The 13813-nt window shown below is 70.5% G+C and carries 12 protein-coding genes; 6 read left to right on the top strand and 6 right to left on the bottom strand.

All coding sequences use genetic code 11. The features are described 5' to 3' along the window. Window positions 1-9: 9 nt before the first annotated feature. The 4 genes from ACIG5F_RS37075 to ACIG5F_RS37060 all read right to left on the bottom strand — a co-directional run bounded on the left by ACIG5F_RS37075 (window position 10) and on the right by ACIG5F_RS37060 (window position 3980). Entirely contained in the window at window positions 10-783 is a 774-nt protein-coding gene (locus ACIG5F_RS37075) for an isocitrate lyase/phosphoenolpyruvate mutase family protein (RefSeq protein WP_396524677.1), read from the bottom strand. Between the two features lie 44 nt (window positions 784-827). Then, window positions 828-2174 carry a DUF4038 domain-containing protein gene (locus ACIG5F_RS37070; RefSeq protein WP_396524676.1) on the bottom strand — a complete coding sequence of 449 codons (1347 nt, stop codon included), beginning with the start codon at window positions 2172-2174 and terminating at the stop codon, window positions 828-830. A gap of 39 nt (window positions 2175-2213) precedes the next feature. Next, a complete protein-coding gene (locus tag ACIG5F_RS37065; RefSeq protein WP_396524675.1) occupies window positions 2214-3107 on the bottom strand; it encodes a GNAT family N-acetyltransferase in 894 nt (297 codons plus the stop codon). 162 nt (window positions 3108-3269) lie between these two features. Continuing rightward, the gene (locus ACIG5F_RS37060) at window positions 3270-3980 is read right to left on the bottom strand and encodes a DUF1080 domain-containing protein (protein WP_396524674.1); all 711 of its coding nucleotides are present in this window, start codon (window positions 3978-3980) and stop codon (window positions 3270-3272) included. Between the two features lie 287 nt (window positions 3981-4267). Between ACIG5F_RS37060 and ACIG5F_RS37055 the strand changes: the two genes are divergently transcribed. Beyond that, window positions 4268-4885, top strand: a complete 618-nt coding sequence (locus tag ACIG5F_RS37055) for a suppressor of fused domain protein (protein WP_396524673.1) — start codon at window positions 4268-4270, stop codon at window positions 4883-4885. A 1-nt stretch (window position 4886) separates the two neighbouring features. Here ACIG5F_RS37055 and ACIG5F_RS37050 read toward each other — a convergent pair whose 3' ends face one another. Beyond that, window positions 4887-6974 (bottom strand): alpha-galactosidase, encoded by a 2088-nt coding sequence (locus ACIG5F_RS37050; RefSeq protein WP_396524672.1) that lies wholly within the window; start codon window positions 6972-6974, stop codon window positions 4887-4889. 37 nt (window positions 6975-7011) lie between these two features. Beyond that, a complete protein-coding gene (locus tag ACIG5F_RS37045) occupies window positions 7012-7782 on the bottom strand; it encodes a class I SAM-dependent methyltransferase (RefSeq protein WP_396524671.1) in 771 nt (256 codons plus the stop codon). A 146-nt stretch (window positions 7783-7928) separates the two neighbouring features. On the opposite strand from ACIG5F_RS37045, the gene ACIG5F_RS37040 reads away from it, so the two are divergent. Genes ACIG5F_RS37040 through ACIG5F_RS37020 form a run of 5 tightly spaced genes read left to right on the top strand, consistent with a single transcriptional unit; the run spans window position 7929 to window position 13773 of the window. Then, window positions 7929-9632 (top strand): ABC transporter substrate-binding protein, encoded by a 1704-nt coding sequence (locus ACIG5F_RS37040; RefSeq protein WP_396524670.1) that lies wholly within the window; start codon window positions 7929-7931, stop codon window positions 9630-9632. Next, window positions 9629-10552 carry an ABC transporter permease gene (locus ACIG5F_RS37035; RefSeq protein WP_396524669.1) on the top strand — a complete coding sequence of 308 codons (924 nt, stop codon included), beginning with the start codon at window positions 9629-9631 and terminating at the stop codon, window positions 10550-10552. Before ACIG5F_RS37040 ends, ACIG5F_RS37035 begins: the two co-directional genes overlap by 4 nt. 1 nt (window position 10553) lies before the next feature. After that, the gene (locus tag ACIG5F_RS37030) at window positions 10554-11546 is read left to right on the top strand and encodes an ABC transporter permease (protein ID WP_396524668.1); all 993 of its coding nucleotides are present in this window, start codon (window positions 10554-10556) and stop codon (window positions 11544-11546) included. Further along, a complete protein-coding gene (locus ACIG5F_RS37025; RefSeq protein ID WP_396524667.1) occupies window positions 11543-13171 on the top strand; it encodes an ABC transporter ATP-binding protein in 1629 nt (542 codons plus the stop codon). The genes ACIG5F_RS37030 and ACIG5F_RS37025 overlap by 4 nt, the downstream gene beginning before the upstream one ends. Continuing rightward, window positions 13168-13773, top strand: a complete 606-nt coding sequence (locus ACIG5F_RS37020) for a pentapeptide repeat-containing protein (protein WP_396524666.1) — start codon at window positions 13168-13170, stop codon at window positions 13771-13773. The genes ACIG5F_RS37025 and ACIG5F_RS37020 overlap by 4 nt, the downstream gene beginning before the upstream one ends. Window positions 13774-13813 lie beyond the last annotated feature (40 nt).

Here is a 13813-nt window from a genome sequence, read left to right as displayed (position 1 = left end):
GGTCACGGGTCAATGTCGGTTGTCGAGCGTTTCCGTCAGCTCCTGGTAGCTGAGCGTGCCGGCCAGCCCGCCGAAGCCGGCCCCGCCCAGCACGCCGGTCACGGCGTCGCGGGCGGCGCCCCACGCCAGCCGGGCCAGCGCCGAACCGGTGGAGACACGCCGAACGCCCATGCCGGCCAACGTCTCCAGCGACGGCAGCGCGGGGGAGGCGAGCACGTTGACGGCGACCCCGGGCAGGGCGGCGACCAACTCCGTGATCTGCGCCACGGGCAGCCCGGGCGCGAACACGCAGTCGGCCCCGGCGGCCACGAATCGCCGCAGCCGGTCGAGGCCGTCGTCGAAGCCGCCGGGTCCGGACCACCAGACGTCGGTGCGGGCGTTGAGCACGACATCGGGGGCGGCTGAGCGGGCCTCGGCGATGCGGTCGGCGGCCTCGGCGGCGTCCCGCAGAACCCCGTCCGGGTACCGGGTGTCCTCGATGTTGACGCCGACCACGCCGACATCGACCGCCGCCGACACGGTGGCGCGGATGTCGCCGTAGCCGCCCTCGAGATCGGCCGACACCGGCACGGCCGAGGCCTCGACGATCGCCGCCACCGCCTTGATCATCTCCACCATCGGCATGCGCTCGCCGTCGGGCCGCCCGAGCGCGGCGGCGACGCCGGCGCTGGTGGTCCCGATGGCCGGCACCCCGGGCAGCGTCGACAGCAGCCGTGCCGATGCCGGGTCCCAGGCGTTGGGCAGCACGAAAAACCCGCTCCGGTGCAGCTCCCGAAAGTCCATGCGGCAAAGCCTAGGCAGCCGACACTTCGGGGAAGACCGAACCATCAGCCGAACGAGGCGATCCGCAGCACCCAGTCGTCGTCCCCGCCGTGGTTGCGGCCGGGCGGCGTGAAGGAGACGGCGCCGCGCCCGATCGGCGGGCTGGCCAGCCGGTAGCGGCCGTCGGTCGGGTCGTACCAGAAGGCGACCGCGCCGGGCCGCATCTTGGACATGTCCACGGTGATCGTGCGCGCGGTCGGCAGGTAGATCACGGCCAGCCGCCCGTCGGCGGTGCGCGCGGCGGTGGCGTAGTCGTTGTCGTTGACCGAACCCACGGCGCTGAACGTGCCGTAGCCGTCGACCAGGAACGAGTGGTCCTGGTCGGGCGCCAGGTCGTACCAGCGGCTGGACGCGAACAGGTCGGTCATCAGCTTGAACTCGCGCGTGCCCTGGGTGTCGACGTGGTCCTCCCAGCCCGGCTTGAACTGCCAGGTCCAGGTGCTGCCGTAGAACTGCCCGGTCGCGCCGCTGGTCATCGTCCAGTATTCCTGGCGCCGCAACGTCTTCGGGCCGGTGTAGTCGTGCTCGTCCTCGTAGTTGGCCTCGACCATGTAGGCCGGCAGCGGGTTCTCGCGGTTGTACTCCTTGAGCACCTGGGCGTAGGTCGGGTAGTAGGTGTACGCCGAGTCGATCTGGATGTACTGCCGCCAGCTCGGGTCGTCGAGCGAGCCGCTGGTCAGGTAGTTCAGCTCCACGGTCTGGAGATGGTCCGGGTCGGTCTCCTTGAGCCCGCGGGCCACGGCCTGGGTCAGGGCCCGGTCGTTCGGATCCTGCCAGGTCTGCAGGTCGCAGCCGTTGAACCAGACGATGTTGGGGTACTTGGCGAAACGCTTGCCCAGGAACTGCCCGAACGCGTGCGCCTTGTCGATCCCGTTGTCCCGCAACAACTGGAGATGCCCGCAGGTCTCGACCGGGGTGAGCCAGATCGTGAGGCCCTCGTCCCGGGCGGCGGCCACCATCTGCTCGGCCCGGTCCCAGTAGGCCGGGTTGGGCGTGGCCATGTCACCCGCGGTGGTGAACGGGGTGATGCCGTCGAAGGTGGCGTCGTCCGGGTGGCCGCCCTGGTCCGGCGGGACCAGCGAGTTGATCCACAGCGCGTTGAAGCCGCCCGCCCTGCGGTCGGCGAAGTAGTCCTCGGCCTGCTCCTGCGACATCGTCACGAACAGGCCCTGCGGCGAGTCGCCGGAGATCAGGTACGGCCGCCCGAGCTGGTCGAGCAGGTACCGGCCGTCGGCGCTGGCCGAGGTGGGCCAGGCGAACCGCGGGCCGGGGATCTCCGGCGACCGCACCGACGGCGTGGCCAGCACCGAGGTGGCCAGCACCGTCGCCGTCAGCAAGATCGGGATCCGCACGTTTCGGATCGTACGTTTCCCGGTGTGTGGCCGCAGTGCTTACGGCAGAAGATCTATCCGCCGCTGCGTGACCGGATAGCCGGCCCGGGCGAAGCTCTTGGCCATCCTGGTGTTGGCCACGTCGGTGCCGGCGACGATCTTCGGCGCGCCCTCGGCGGCCAGCATGTGCGTGGCCTCGGCCAGCAGGTCGTAGGAGTAGCCGTGGCCGCGCTGCTCGGGCACGACCGCGATGTAGCCGACGACGGGGTGGCGGTAGGTGTGGACCGGCGCGGCCAGCCCGACCAGTTCGCCGTCGGGCGTGTAGGCCAGCCGCCACCATTCGCGGGGGCTGGGCATCCAGCGCAGGATGTCGAGATCCTCCTGCGCCGAGGCGTCAAGGCCGTGCTCGGCGATGGTCCGCCGGACGTGCGCGTCGACGCTGGTCGCGTTGACCCGGCGGAAGACCTCGAAGATCACGTCGTCGTCGGGCTCGGGGCGGAACTCCAGCCGGCCGGGGCGTTCCGGCAGGCCGCAGTCGGGGGTCCAGCCGTAGGTGTACCGCTCGACCAGGAACGTCATGCCGGCCGCTTTGGCCGCGTCGACGCGGGCCGTGGCGGCGGCGTGCACCGCCGGGTCCTCGCGCCAGTTCGGCGGCAACGGGATCGAGTACTCGACGCGGAACGGCGCGGTACGCAACAGGTGCACGGCGGCGTCGGCGTCGGTGAAGTCGAACCAGTCCAACGCCTTCGGCTCGGCGTCGTCGGGTCCGGCCCACCACACCGCCCGCGCCACCACGACATCGTCGCGCAACGCCACCCAAGTCCACTCTGGACGGTAGTCGCCGGTGGCGTAGGTGGTGCCGAACGCGCCGTAGCCGACCAGCATCGGGTCGGGCATCGAGTCGAACAGGGACTCCTCGCCGGCCACGAGCGGCCGGACGATCAGATCAGACATTCGTGAAACTCCCGGGAATCGGTGTCGTGCTCCCGGGTCACGCCCTTGAGATCGGGTGGGAGCACGTGAACAGTCGAGTGACCATCGCTCCCACCTCCTTGTCGTCTCCGAAGGGCGCGCCGGCGATGCTAACCGGCCGGCGCGCCCGTGGCGAACGCTTTTTCAGCCGGTGGTGATGAACTTGTCCGGGCTGGTCACGACCGGGGACTCGACGTACAGGCCGCGGTACTCGTCCTGGATGCCGCTGTTGTGCACCTGAAGCGCCAGCGGGCCGACCTGGCCGGCCGTCTTGTCGGTGAAGTCCAGCACCTCGGCGCCCTTGCAGGTGGCGGCGCCGGCCTTGAGCGGGCAGCAGGCCATCCTGGCCACGCCGGTGGCCTGGTTGCCGATCAGCTCGCACTGGCTCCAGGTCCTGACGTCCCACTTGGTGTGCGGGAGCTGCTTGAACAGGCTGCCGCCGCCGTTGTTCTTGCCGGGGCGGTAGTCCCAGTGGCCGCCGTTGGGCGGCTGGAACTGGATGGCGCTCAGCGCGTCGCGGATCGGGTTGGTGGTGCCCCAGATCAGCACCGTCGGCGCGTGGTTGCCCTTCACCTGCCGGACGTTGAAGATCCAGCGGAAGGTGCCGACCTGCTGCTTGTTGTAGTACAGCCAGCCCCGCGAGGTGCCGTTGCCGTGGATGACGCCGTCCTTGGCCGACCACTGGCCGTCCTTCTGCGCCGTCCAGCCGTCGAGGGTCTTGCCGTCGAACATGGAGACGAGGTTCGGGTCGTTGTAGGGGTTGCCCTTGGGGGCCGCCTGCGTCGTGGGCGCCAGGAAGACCGCGGCCAGCAGGGAGATCGCGATGGTGACTATCCACAGTGGACGACGAACCATGATCCCTCCGAGCGTGAATCGGATATGTAAACCTTTTCATGCGCGGCGGCACCAGGTTACGAGCCGGTGAACCCCCCGTCAACCCCGGCGAGTCACGCTCTGGGACACACCGAATGCGAGTTTCCGGCAGAAGTGAGACTCGGGTCCAAGATCTGCTCGAAACCTCCATTCGGTGTGCCGGAGAGCGTGACAGTGAGGATGTAGGCGGTGGTCCTCCCGGCCCGGTCTGACCCCGAGCGTGACCGGCGTGATGCCTCGCGGGGGTTTCGGTCGGCGATGATGGGGGGATGACGGAGAACGACGCGCCGGGGTGGGACGCCATCGACGCGGCCCTGGCCCCGCTGTACCCCGAGGTGACGCCGCGGCACGTCGGTTACACGCCGCCGCCGATGCTTGGGGGCATGGGCCTGCAGGGCTGCTCGGCGTATCCGGCCGACGGGCACTGGCACTACGTCAGCTACGGCCTGAGCGAGCTGTACCAACCCGGCCCCGAGGACGACCCGGAGTGGTCGGGCTGGGGATTCGAGCTCACCTGCCGGGTCGTGCGGGGCGCGGAGGCCGAGGCCCCGCAGTGGCCGTTCGGCATGCTCAACGAGCTGGCCAAGCACGTCAACACCAACAAGGTCCTGCTCGAACCCGGGCACCGCATCGACCTGCGGCAGCCGATCACCGGCCACCCGCACCTGCCCGACGCCCCGCCGAGCGGGCTGACCGTCTACGCCCTGACGCTCGACCCTCAGCTGGGGGAGATCGACACCCCCAACGGCAAGGTCCAGTTCCTGCAAGCGGTGGGGGTGTCGGAGCGGGAGAAGGCCGCGATGCTCGAGACGAGCACCGCGGCCGTGCTGACCGGGCTGGCCGAGGGCAATCCGTTGCTGGTCACCGATCCGGCCCGCCCGGCCTGACTCAGTCGGCGGTGAGTTCGAAGACCATGGCCTGGCCGGGGCCCAGGAGCGGGGGCTGGACGCCGACCTGGGTCAGGACGGCGCCGGTGAGGGTGAGGCCCTTGGCCACCCACGGGGTCTGCTGGGCGAAGCGGCCGGCGTCGGGGGCGACCTCGGGCAGGGCGCGGAGCGTGTAGCGGCGGACGGGGTCGAGGCCGGGGAAGCGGAGCCGGGCCGGCACGGCGTCGGGGGAGGTTTCCAGGCGCACGTAGGCGAAAACGGCCTGGTCGTCGCCGACGACGCCGTGCACGAGCGAGCCGTGGTCGGTGTGGTCGGCCCGCACGGTCACGCCGCCGTGCAGCAGGGGCCGTAGTCGCTTGTATGCGGCGATCCAGGCGGTGAGCTGGGCCAGCTCGTCCTCGGACAGGCCGGTGAGGTCCCACTCCAGGCCGGCGTGGTCGAACAGCGCGGTGGCGCAGCGGAATGGCAGCTCGGCGACCCGGCCGGTGGTGTGGGCGTGCGGCGGCCCGACGTGGCTGCCGATCAGCTCCGGCGGCACGAGCAGCCCCATCCAGCGCTGGATCCGTTGCCGCTCAACGGCATCGTTGGTGTCCGACGCCCACACCCGGTCGGTGTGGGCCAGGATGCCCAGGTCGACCCGGGCCCCGCCCGACGAGCAGGACTCGATCTCCAGGGCCGGGTGCCGCGAGCGCAGCTCGTCCAGCAGCCGGTAGACGGCGAGGGTCTGGCCGTGCACGCCGGGCACGGCCTCCAGCAGGTCCCGGTTGTGGTCCCACTTGATGTAGTCGATGGCGTACTCGGTGACGAGGGAATCCAGGCGCTCCAACAGATAGCCGTACACCTCGGGCTTGGCCAGGTCGAGCACCTGCTGCCGCCGCCACGGCCGGGCCGGGCGGTTCTCGGCCACGAGCAGCCAGTCCGGATGGGCGCGGGCCAGGTCGGAGTCGGGGTTGACCATCTCCGGCTCGAACCACAGCCCGAACTGCATTCCCTTGCCCCGCACGTAATCCACCAGCGGGGACAGGCCGTCCGGCCACACCGTCGGGTCGACGAACCAGTCGCCGAGGCCGGCGGAGTCGTCGCGGCGGTGCAGGAACCAGCCGTCGTCCAGCACAAAACGCTCGACGCCGATCTCGGCCGCCCGGTCGGCCAGGGCCTTGAGCCGGTCGAGATCATGGTTGAAGTAGACGGCTTCCCAGGTGTTGAGCACGACCGGCCGCGGCGTGGTCGGATGCGACGGGCGGGCGCGCATCCAGGCGTGCAGACGCTCGGACAGCCCGTCCAAACCTTGGTCGGACCACACGAAAAACGCCCACGGGGTGGCATAAGCCTCACCGGGGGCGAGTCGGATTTCGCCGGGGCCAAGCAGTTCCGACGCGCCGAGTACGCCGACGCCCTCGGCCAGCCGCTCGGCGAAGTGCTCGTGGTTGCCGCTCCAGGCCAGGTGCACGCCCCACACTTCGCCGTGCCGGAAGCCGAAACCGTCGGTGCCGGCGACCAGCAGCCCGGTCGCGTCGTGACCGGTGCGGCCGCGCCGGCTCTCCCGCGCCCGCAGGCCGTGCAGGAACGGGCTGCGCTGCGGCGACCGCTCGCGGCACCAGCGGCCGGTGAGGTCGAGTAGTTCGGTGGCGTGCGCGGGGACCGGCAGCAGCAGCCGCAAGGCGTCCACGGTCCACGTGTCGGCCCCGGTGTTCACAACCTCGTGCCGCACCCGCAGCACGCCCTGCGGGTCGAGGTGCAGTTCGACGTGGAACTCAACGCCGGCAACGGGATCGGCGGCGGTGAAGCTGAGCGAGTTGCCGTCCACGGCGACCGGCGCGATCAGCTCAGGCCGCACGTGCGGCCAGGCGCCCTCGCGGTGCCCGGCCGTGCTCGGCCGCCCGAGCCAGCCCTCCTGTTCGGACGGCAGCAGGGTCAGCCGGATCGGGGAGTCCGTGGAGCTCGGCGGCACGCCCGGCGCGGCGGCGAGCACGAAGTCGCCGTCGACCGGCCCCAGGTCGGCTCCCCAGTGCAGCACTCGGGGCAGCCCGGGGCCGGCCTCCACGACCAGACCCGTCCCGTTCGCCGCCAAGGTGATCAGCTCGCTCATGAGCAGCAACCTAGGCGACGATCGAGAACGTTTTCAACTAGCGGACGGCCACCAGCACCCGATCATCACCCGACTGCCAGACCGTGCCGATCTCGCGGAAACCAGCTTCCCGGAGCAACTTCAGGTGCACGTCCAGTCGGGCGCCGACGCCGTGGTCGTGCGCCGGCACGGCCCGCTCGCGCCGCTGGGCCAGCAGGTCGGCAAACGTTTCCTCGGCCTCGACGGCGGCCCACCACTGCTGCCAGTCCTCGTTCTCGGTCACGCCCTGCCGGCCCTCGCGGCTCCGGCGCACCACCTTCTGCAGCTCGTGCAGCCGGGTCTGCTCGTCCACGAAGTGATCCCCGTTGACCAGCACGCCACCGGGCTCCAGCAGGTCGGCCAGGTCCCGGTAGAGCTGGCGCAGACCGTCTTCGGACAGCCAGTGCAACGCCGTGGTGGACACCGCGGCCTGCACCTTTCCGGCGAGGTCCAGCGAATCCGTCCACCCTGGCACGCCGAGTCGGGCCTCGACCAGGCGCACCGCCGGCGGCACGGTGGCGCGGGCGAAGGCCAGCAGCAGCGGGTCGGTGTCGATTCCCACGAAGTGGGCGGCGGGCAGCCGCTCCGACAGCCGGGTGGCCAGCGAGCCGGGGCCGCAGCCCAGGTCGAGCACGGTGGGCGACGAGTGCTGGCTGAGCGTGTCCGCCAGGACGTCGCCGATCACTGTGAAACGCAGCTCTCGATCGGCGATGTAGCGCTCCTGCTGCACGTCCCAGCGGCGCAGCCAGGCCGCCGCGACGGCGGGATCGACGATATCGGTGCTGGTCATGGGCCCTCCCCGGTTTCGGTCCTTACTGCAACATAGTTGCAAGAGGCCTGTGTCTCAAGGGGTGGACCGTCGATCGACGGATGTCGTCGGCGGCTAGGGTCTGCGACGATCCGTGCACAGAACGAGTTCGAGGTGGGGGAACACCCATGACCTGGCGACGACCGTCCCTGTTGGTGGCCGGCCTGTTACTGGCCGGCACGGCGACCGCGTGCGGCGGTGGCAGCCAGAGCGCCAGCACCGCCCCGTTCGATCCCGGCACCTGTCAGGGCGGCACGCTGGAGGTCCTCAACCAGAGCGACGCCGGCTCGCACCTGGACCCGGCCCGGCTCTACACCTCCGGCGGCGGCAACATCCCGTCGCTGCTGTTCCGGACGCTGACCACCAGAACCCGCAAGGCCGGCGCGGACGGCGCGAAGGTCGCGCCGGACCTGGCCACCGACACCGGCGAGCCCAACGCCGACGCCACGGTGTGGACCTACCACCTGCGCGACGGCCTGACGTTCGAGGACGGCACGCCGATCACCTCGGCCGACGTCAAGTACGGCATCGAGCGCGGCTTCGCCGCGGAACTGCCCGGCGGCGCGCCCTACCTGCACGACTGGCTGGTCGGTGCGCAGAACTACCAGGGCCCCTACAAGGACCCCAACGGGATCGCGGCGATCGAGACGCCGGACGCGAAGACCATCGTCTTCCACCTCAACTCGCCGCACGGCGATTTCCCTTACCTGGCAACGGCCACGCAGTTCGCGCCGGTGCCCAAGGCCAAGGACACCGGGGCCGACTACGAGAAGCACCCGATCTCCAGCGGCCCGTACAAGATCGAGACGTACGACAAGGGCAAGAGCATGGCCCTGGTCCGCAACACCGAGTGGTCGCGGGCGGTGGACCCGAACCGGCTGGCCTGCCCGGACCGCATCGAGGCGACCTACGGCCTGGACCCGGCCGTGATCAACCAGCGGATCTCCACCGGCACCGGCAACGACGCCAACGCGGTCACCACCGACACCGACCTCGGCCCGTCGGAGCTGGCCCAGCTCGACAGCAACCCGGAGCTGGCCAAGCGGGTGTCCAAGGGCGGCTTCCCGTACACGTTCTACCTGGCCTTCGACAACACCAAGGCCCCGTTCGACAACATCAAGGTCCGTGAGGCGTTCAGCTACGCCGTGGACCGCACGTCGGCGGTGAACGCGGCCGGCGGCAGCTCGCTGGCCTACCCGGCCACGACCTTCCTGCCCAACAACAAGACCATGGGCTACCAGGCCTTCGACTACTTCCCGGCTGGCGCCAACGGCGACCCGGCCAAGGCCAAGCAGCTGCTGGCCGAGGCCGGCTTCCCCAACGGCCTGACCGTCACGCTGGCCCACCGCTCCGACGACAGCGAGCAGGACGGCCCCAAGGTCGCGACCGCGGTGCAGGACGCGTTGCAGAAGGCCGGCATCACGGTCAAGCTCCAGAGCATCGACCACGACAGCTACGGGACGACCGTGAACAACCCGGCGACCCAGCCGCAGGTGGCGGTCGAGGCCTGGGGCGCGGACTGGCCGTCCGGCGGGCCGTTCCTGGTGCCGATCTTCGACGGCCGGCAGTACCTGGCCGGCGGCGGCAACTTCAACACCGCGCACTTCGACGACAAGGCCGTCAACGCCAAGATCGACGAGATCAACAAGATCACCGACCCCGACCAGGCCGCCCAGCAGTGGGGCCAGCTGGACGCGCAGATCATGAAGCAGGCGCCGGTGGTGCCGCTGTTCCACACCACCCAGCTTCGGCTGTACGGCAAGAACGTGCGCAACGCCTTCGTCAGCGACTGGACCGGCGTCTACGACCTGTCCCAGGTGTCCGTGAAGTGACCGAGGCCAGACCGGGTTTCCGGGTTTTTCTCGACCGGTTCCGCACCGACCGCGCCGCCGTGTTCGGCGCGGTCGTGGCGGGCCTGTTGGTGCTGCTGGCGATCCTGGCCCCGGTGCTGACCGCGCTGGAGGGCCAGGACATCTCCACCTTCCACAACGACCTGGTCGACTCGGCCCGGGGCGGAGTGCCGCTCGGGCCGCTGGGCGGCATCAGCGGCCAGCACTGGCTGGGCGTGGAGCCGCAGACCGGCCGCGACCTGTTCGCCCGGGTCGCCCAGGGCGCGCAGATCTCCCTGCTGGTGGCCGTGTCCGCGACCGTGGTGCAGGTTTTCCTCGGCGTGGTGGTGGGTCTGGCCGCCGGGCTGGGCGGCAAGCTGCTGGACACCGTGCTGACCCGGCTGGCCGACATCGCCATCGCGTTCCCGGTCATCATCTTCTCGTTGGCGCTGCTGACGATCGTGCCGGACAGCTTCCCGCGGCCGCTGCTGCTGGCCCTGGTGATCGGTGTGCTGGGCTGGGGCGGCACCGCCCGCATCAGCAGGGCCCAGACCTTGTCCTTGCGCACCAGGGACTTCGTCGCGGCGGCCCGGTTGTCCGGGGCCGGCGGGTTCCGGGTGGCCCGGCGGGAGATCCTGCCCGGCCTGGCCGCGCCGGTGATCACGTACGCGGCGCTGTTGCTGCCGACCAACGTGATCACCGAGGCGGCGCTGTCCTTTCTCGGCGTCGGCGTGCGGCCGCCGACCTCGTCGTGGGGCCAGATGTTGTCCACCGCGACCACGTGGTTCCGCAGCGACGTGATGTACGTGCTGATCCCCGCGTTCATGGTGTTCCTCACCGTGCTGTCGTTCACGTTGATGGGTGAGGGGGTCCGGGTGGCGCTCGACCCGCGCACCACCCGGCTGACCAGGAAGGCGGGCTGAGGTGCTCGGCTACGCGGTGCGTCGCGTCGGCGGCGCGGCGGCGGTGCTGCTGATCATGTCGGCGGTGGTGTACGTGCTGTTCTACCTGATGCCGGCCAATCCGGCCCAGCTGGTGTGCGGCATCAAGGCCTGCACGCCGGACCGGCTGGCGGTGATCTCGCACGGCCTCGGCCTCGACCAGCCGCTGTACCTGCAGTACTGGAACTTCCTGGTCGGGTTGTTCGCCGGACGCGACATCAGCATGGGACCGTCCACTGTGCACTGTGCGGCGCCGTGCCTGGGCTATTCCTTCCAGTACACCGAACCGGTGCTCCAGATGATCCTGGACCGGCTGCCGGTCTCCGGCTCGCTGGTGGTCGGCGCGGCAGCGCTGTGGCTGACCCTCGGCATCGGCATCGGCGTGCTGTCGGCGCTGCGCCGGGGCCGGTGGGTCGACCACACGGTGAACGCGCTGGTGCTCGGCGGCCTGGCGGTGCCGATCTTCATCACCGGTCTGCTGGCGCTGATGGTCTTCTGCGTCTACCTCCAGTGGATCCCGTTCCCGACCTGGGTGCCGCTGGACCAGGATCCGTTGCTGTGGGCCCAGAACCTGATCCTGCCGTGGATCGTGCTGGCCCTGACCACCATGCCGGTCTACGTCCGGATGTCGCGGGCCGGCATGCTGGAGACCCTGGCCGAGGACCACATCCGCACCGCCCGGGCCTATGGCCTGCCGGAGCGGCAGGTGATCGGCCGGCACGCGCTGCGCGGCGCCCTCAGCCCGCTGATCACGTTGGCGGCGCTGGACGTCGCCGGCATCCTCACCTCGTCGGTGCTCACCGAGTCGGTGTTCGGCCTGCCCGGCATCGGCCAGCTCACCGTGCAGGCGGTGCGCAACATCGACCTGCCGGTGGTGGTCGGGCTGGTGCTGCTCATCGGCTTTGTCATCGTGGTGTGCAACACGATCGCCGACCTGCTCTACGCGGCGGTCGACAAGAGGGTGAGCGTGTCGTGAGTCAATCCGTTGTGTCCGTGCGGGATCTGGTCATCGACTTCCGCACCGAGGGCGACACGGTGCGCGCCGTCGACGGCCTGTCCTTCGAGCTGGCGGCCGGCCGGGCGCTCGGCATCGTCGGCGAGTCGGGCTCCGGCAAGAGCGCGACCGCCTTGTCCCTGCTGGGTCTGCACCGCGGCGGCAACGCGACCGTGACCGGCGCGGTCGAGGTCCTGGGCACGGATGTGCTTGCGGCGTCGGACGAACAGGTGCGGCGGCTGCGCGGCGACCGCATCGCCATGGTGTTCCAGGACCCACTGTCCGCTTTGGACCCGTTCTTCAGCATCGGCGACCAGATCGTCGAGGTGTACCGCGCGCACAACAAGGTTGACCGCCGCGCGGCCCGGACCCGGGCGGTCGAGGTGCTCAAGCGGGTCGGCATTCCCGACGCCGCCCGGCGCGTGAACGCGTATCCGCACGAGTTCTCCGGCGGCATGCGGCAGCGGGCCCTGATCGCCATGGCCCTGGCGCTCTCGCCCGAGGTGCTGGTGGCCGACGAGCCGACCACCGCGCTGGATGTGACCGTGCAGGCGCAGATCCTGGACCTGATCCACGATCTGCGCGAGGAGACCGGGATGGCACTCATCCTGGTCACCCACGACCTCGCGGTCGCCGCCGGCAACGTCGACGACGTTCTCGTTATGCAGAACGGGAAAGCCGTGGAGCACGGACCGGCGGGATCGGTGCTGGGCGAGCCCTCGGCCACGTACACGCGAGAACTGGTGGCCTCCATTCCGCGGCTGGAGCAGCCGCGGGAGTCGAAGGTCCTCGGCGGGGAACCGTTGGTGCGGGTCAAGGACGTGCACCAGGTGTTCAGCGTCGGCTCGTTCCTCAACCGCGGCAAGGTGAACGCCGTCGACGGCGTCACCCTGGACGTGCTGCGCGGCGAGGCGCTGGGGATCGTGGGGGAGAGCGGCAGCGGCAAGACGACGCTGGCCCGGATGATCGTCCGCCTGCTGCGGCCCACGTCCGGGCAGATCCTGTTCGACGGCCGCGACATCGCCTCGGACAAGGAGTTGGCGTCGGTCCGGCGCGAGCTCCAGATGGTGTTCCAGGACCCGGTGTCCTCGCTGAACCCGCGGCGCACCATCGGCGACAGCATCGCCGACCCGCTGCGCGTGCAGGGCGAGGACGCGTCGAGAGCCCGTGTCCGCGAGCTGCTGGAGCTGGTCGGCCTCGACCCGGACCGGATCGACCGCTACCCGCACGAGTTCTCCGGCGGGCAGCGGCAGCGCATCGGCATCGCCCGGGCCATCGGGCTGCGCCCCAAGCTGCTGGTGTGCGACGAGCCGGTGTCCGCGCTCGACGTGTCGACACAGGCCCAGATCATCAAGCTGCTAGCCTCGCTGCGGACCGAGTTCGACCTCACGCTGATCTTCGTCGCCCACGACCTGGCCGTGGTGCGGCAGGTCAGCGACCGGGTCGCCGTGATGAGCAAGGGGGCCGTGGTGGAGCTCGGCGAGACCGACTCGCTGTACGACAATCCCACGCACCCGTACACCAAGTCGCTGCTGGCCGCCGTGCCCGTGCTCGACCCCGAGCTGGCCCGGCAGCGCCGACTGGAACGCGGGCAGCTGGCGTCGTGAGGACATTCCGCTGGCCCGCAGTCGTCGCGGTGAGCGGCGTGCTGGCCGCCGGGATCCTCGTCGCCTCGTACTGGGACCGCGTCGACCACACGGCCATCCAGGGCCGGTTTTCCGCCGCCCTGGGCGAATTGCGGTCCTCGGACATCGACCAGCGGATCCAGGGCGCGCAGGCCTTGCAGCGGATCGCTGCGGACTCGCCCGGCGACCAGCCGGCCGTGACCACCGAGCTCGCGTCGTTCATCCGATCGACCGCCGGCTCCGGCCACTGCCCCGACCAGCAGGTCGCCGTCGACGTGCAGGCCGCACTCTCCGCGCTGCGGCTGCGCACCCCGGCCAACGACCTCGGCACGGTCGTCGACCTGCGCGGGACGTGCCTGAGATACGCCGAGATCGCCAACATCAGCTTGGTCTACGCCAACCTGTCCGGCGCCGATCTGAACGGCGCCAACCTCAGCTGGTCGGTGCTCGACGGCGCCGACCTCACCGGCGCCGATCTCAGCCAGGCCAACCTCAGCTACGCTCACGTGGTGGACGCGCGGATGACCTCGGCGAACCTGCGCGACGCCAATCTCGTCGGCGTCACTGTGAACTACTCCCGCTGACCGCTCGTTTCCTTGCCGTGCAAGAAGAGTTCGGCCGGAG

This window comes from Kutzneria sp. NPDC052558 (assembly GCF_044547355.1).
Lineage (GTDB): Bacteria > Actinomycetota > Actinomycetes > Mycobacteriales > Pseudonocardiaceae > Kutzneria.
The sequence above is the reverse complement of the archived record's forward strand: the minus strand, read 5'-3'. Positions and strand labels throughout refer to the sequence as shown.

Excerpts from the sequence above, each read along its gene's own strand:
- ACIG5F_RS37075 (WP_396524677.1), bottom strand. The coding sequence starts at position 783 with ATGGACTTTCGGGAGCTGCACCGGAGCGGGTTTTTCGTGCTGCCCAAC.
- ACIG5F_RS37065 (WP_396524675.1), bottom strand. The coding sequence starts at position 3,107 with ATGTCTGATCTGATCGTCCGGCCGCTCGTGGCCGGCGAGGAGTCCCTG.
- ACIG5F_RS37060 (WP_396524674.1), bottom strand. The coding sequence starts at position 3,980 with ATGGTTCGTCGTCCACTGTGGATAGTCACCATCGCGATCTCCCTGCTG.
- ACIG5F_RS37055 (WP_396524673.1), top strand. The coding sequence starts at position 4,268 with ATGACGGAGAACGACGCGCCGGGGTGGGACGCCATCGACGCGGCCCTG.
- ACIG5F_RS37050 (WP_396524672.1), bottom strand. The coding sequence starts at position 6,974 with ATGAGCGAGCTGATCACCTTGGCGGCGAACGGGACGGGTCTGGTCGTG.
- ACIG5F_RS37045 (WP_396524671.1), bottom strand. The coding sequence starts at position 7,782 with ATGACCAGCACCGATATCGTCGATCCCGCCGTCGCGGCGGCCTGGCTG.
- ACIG5F_RS37040 (WP_396524670.1), top strand. The coding sequence starts at position 7,929 with ATGACCTGGCGACGACCGTCCCTGTTGGTGGCCGGCCTGTTACTGGCC.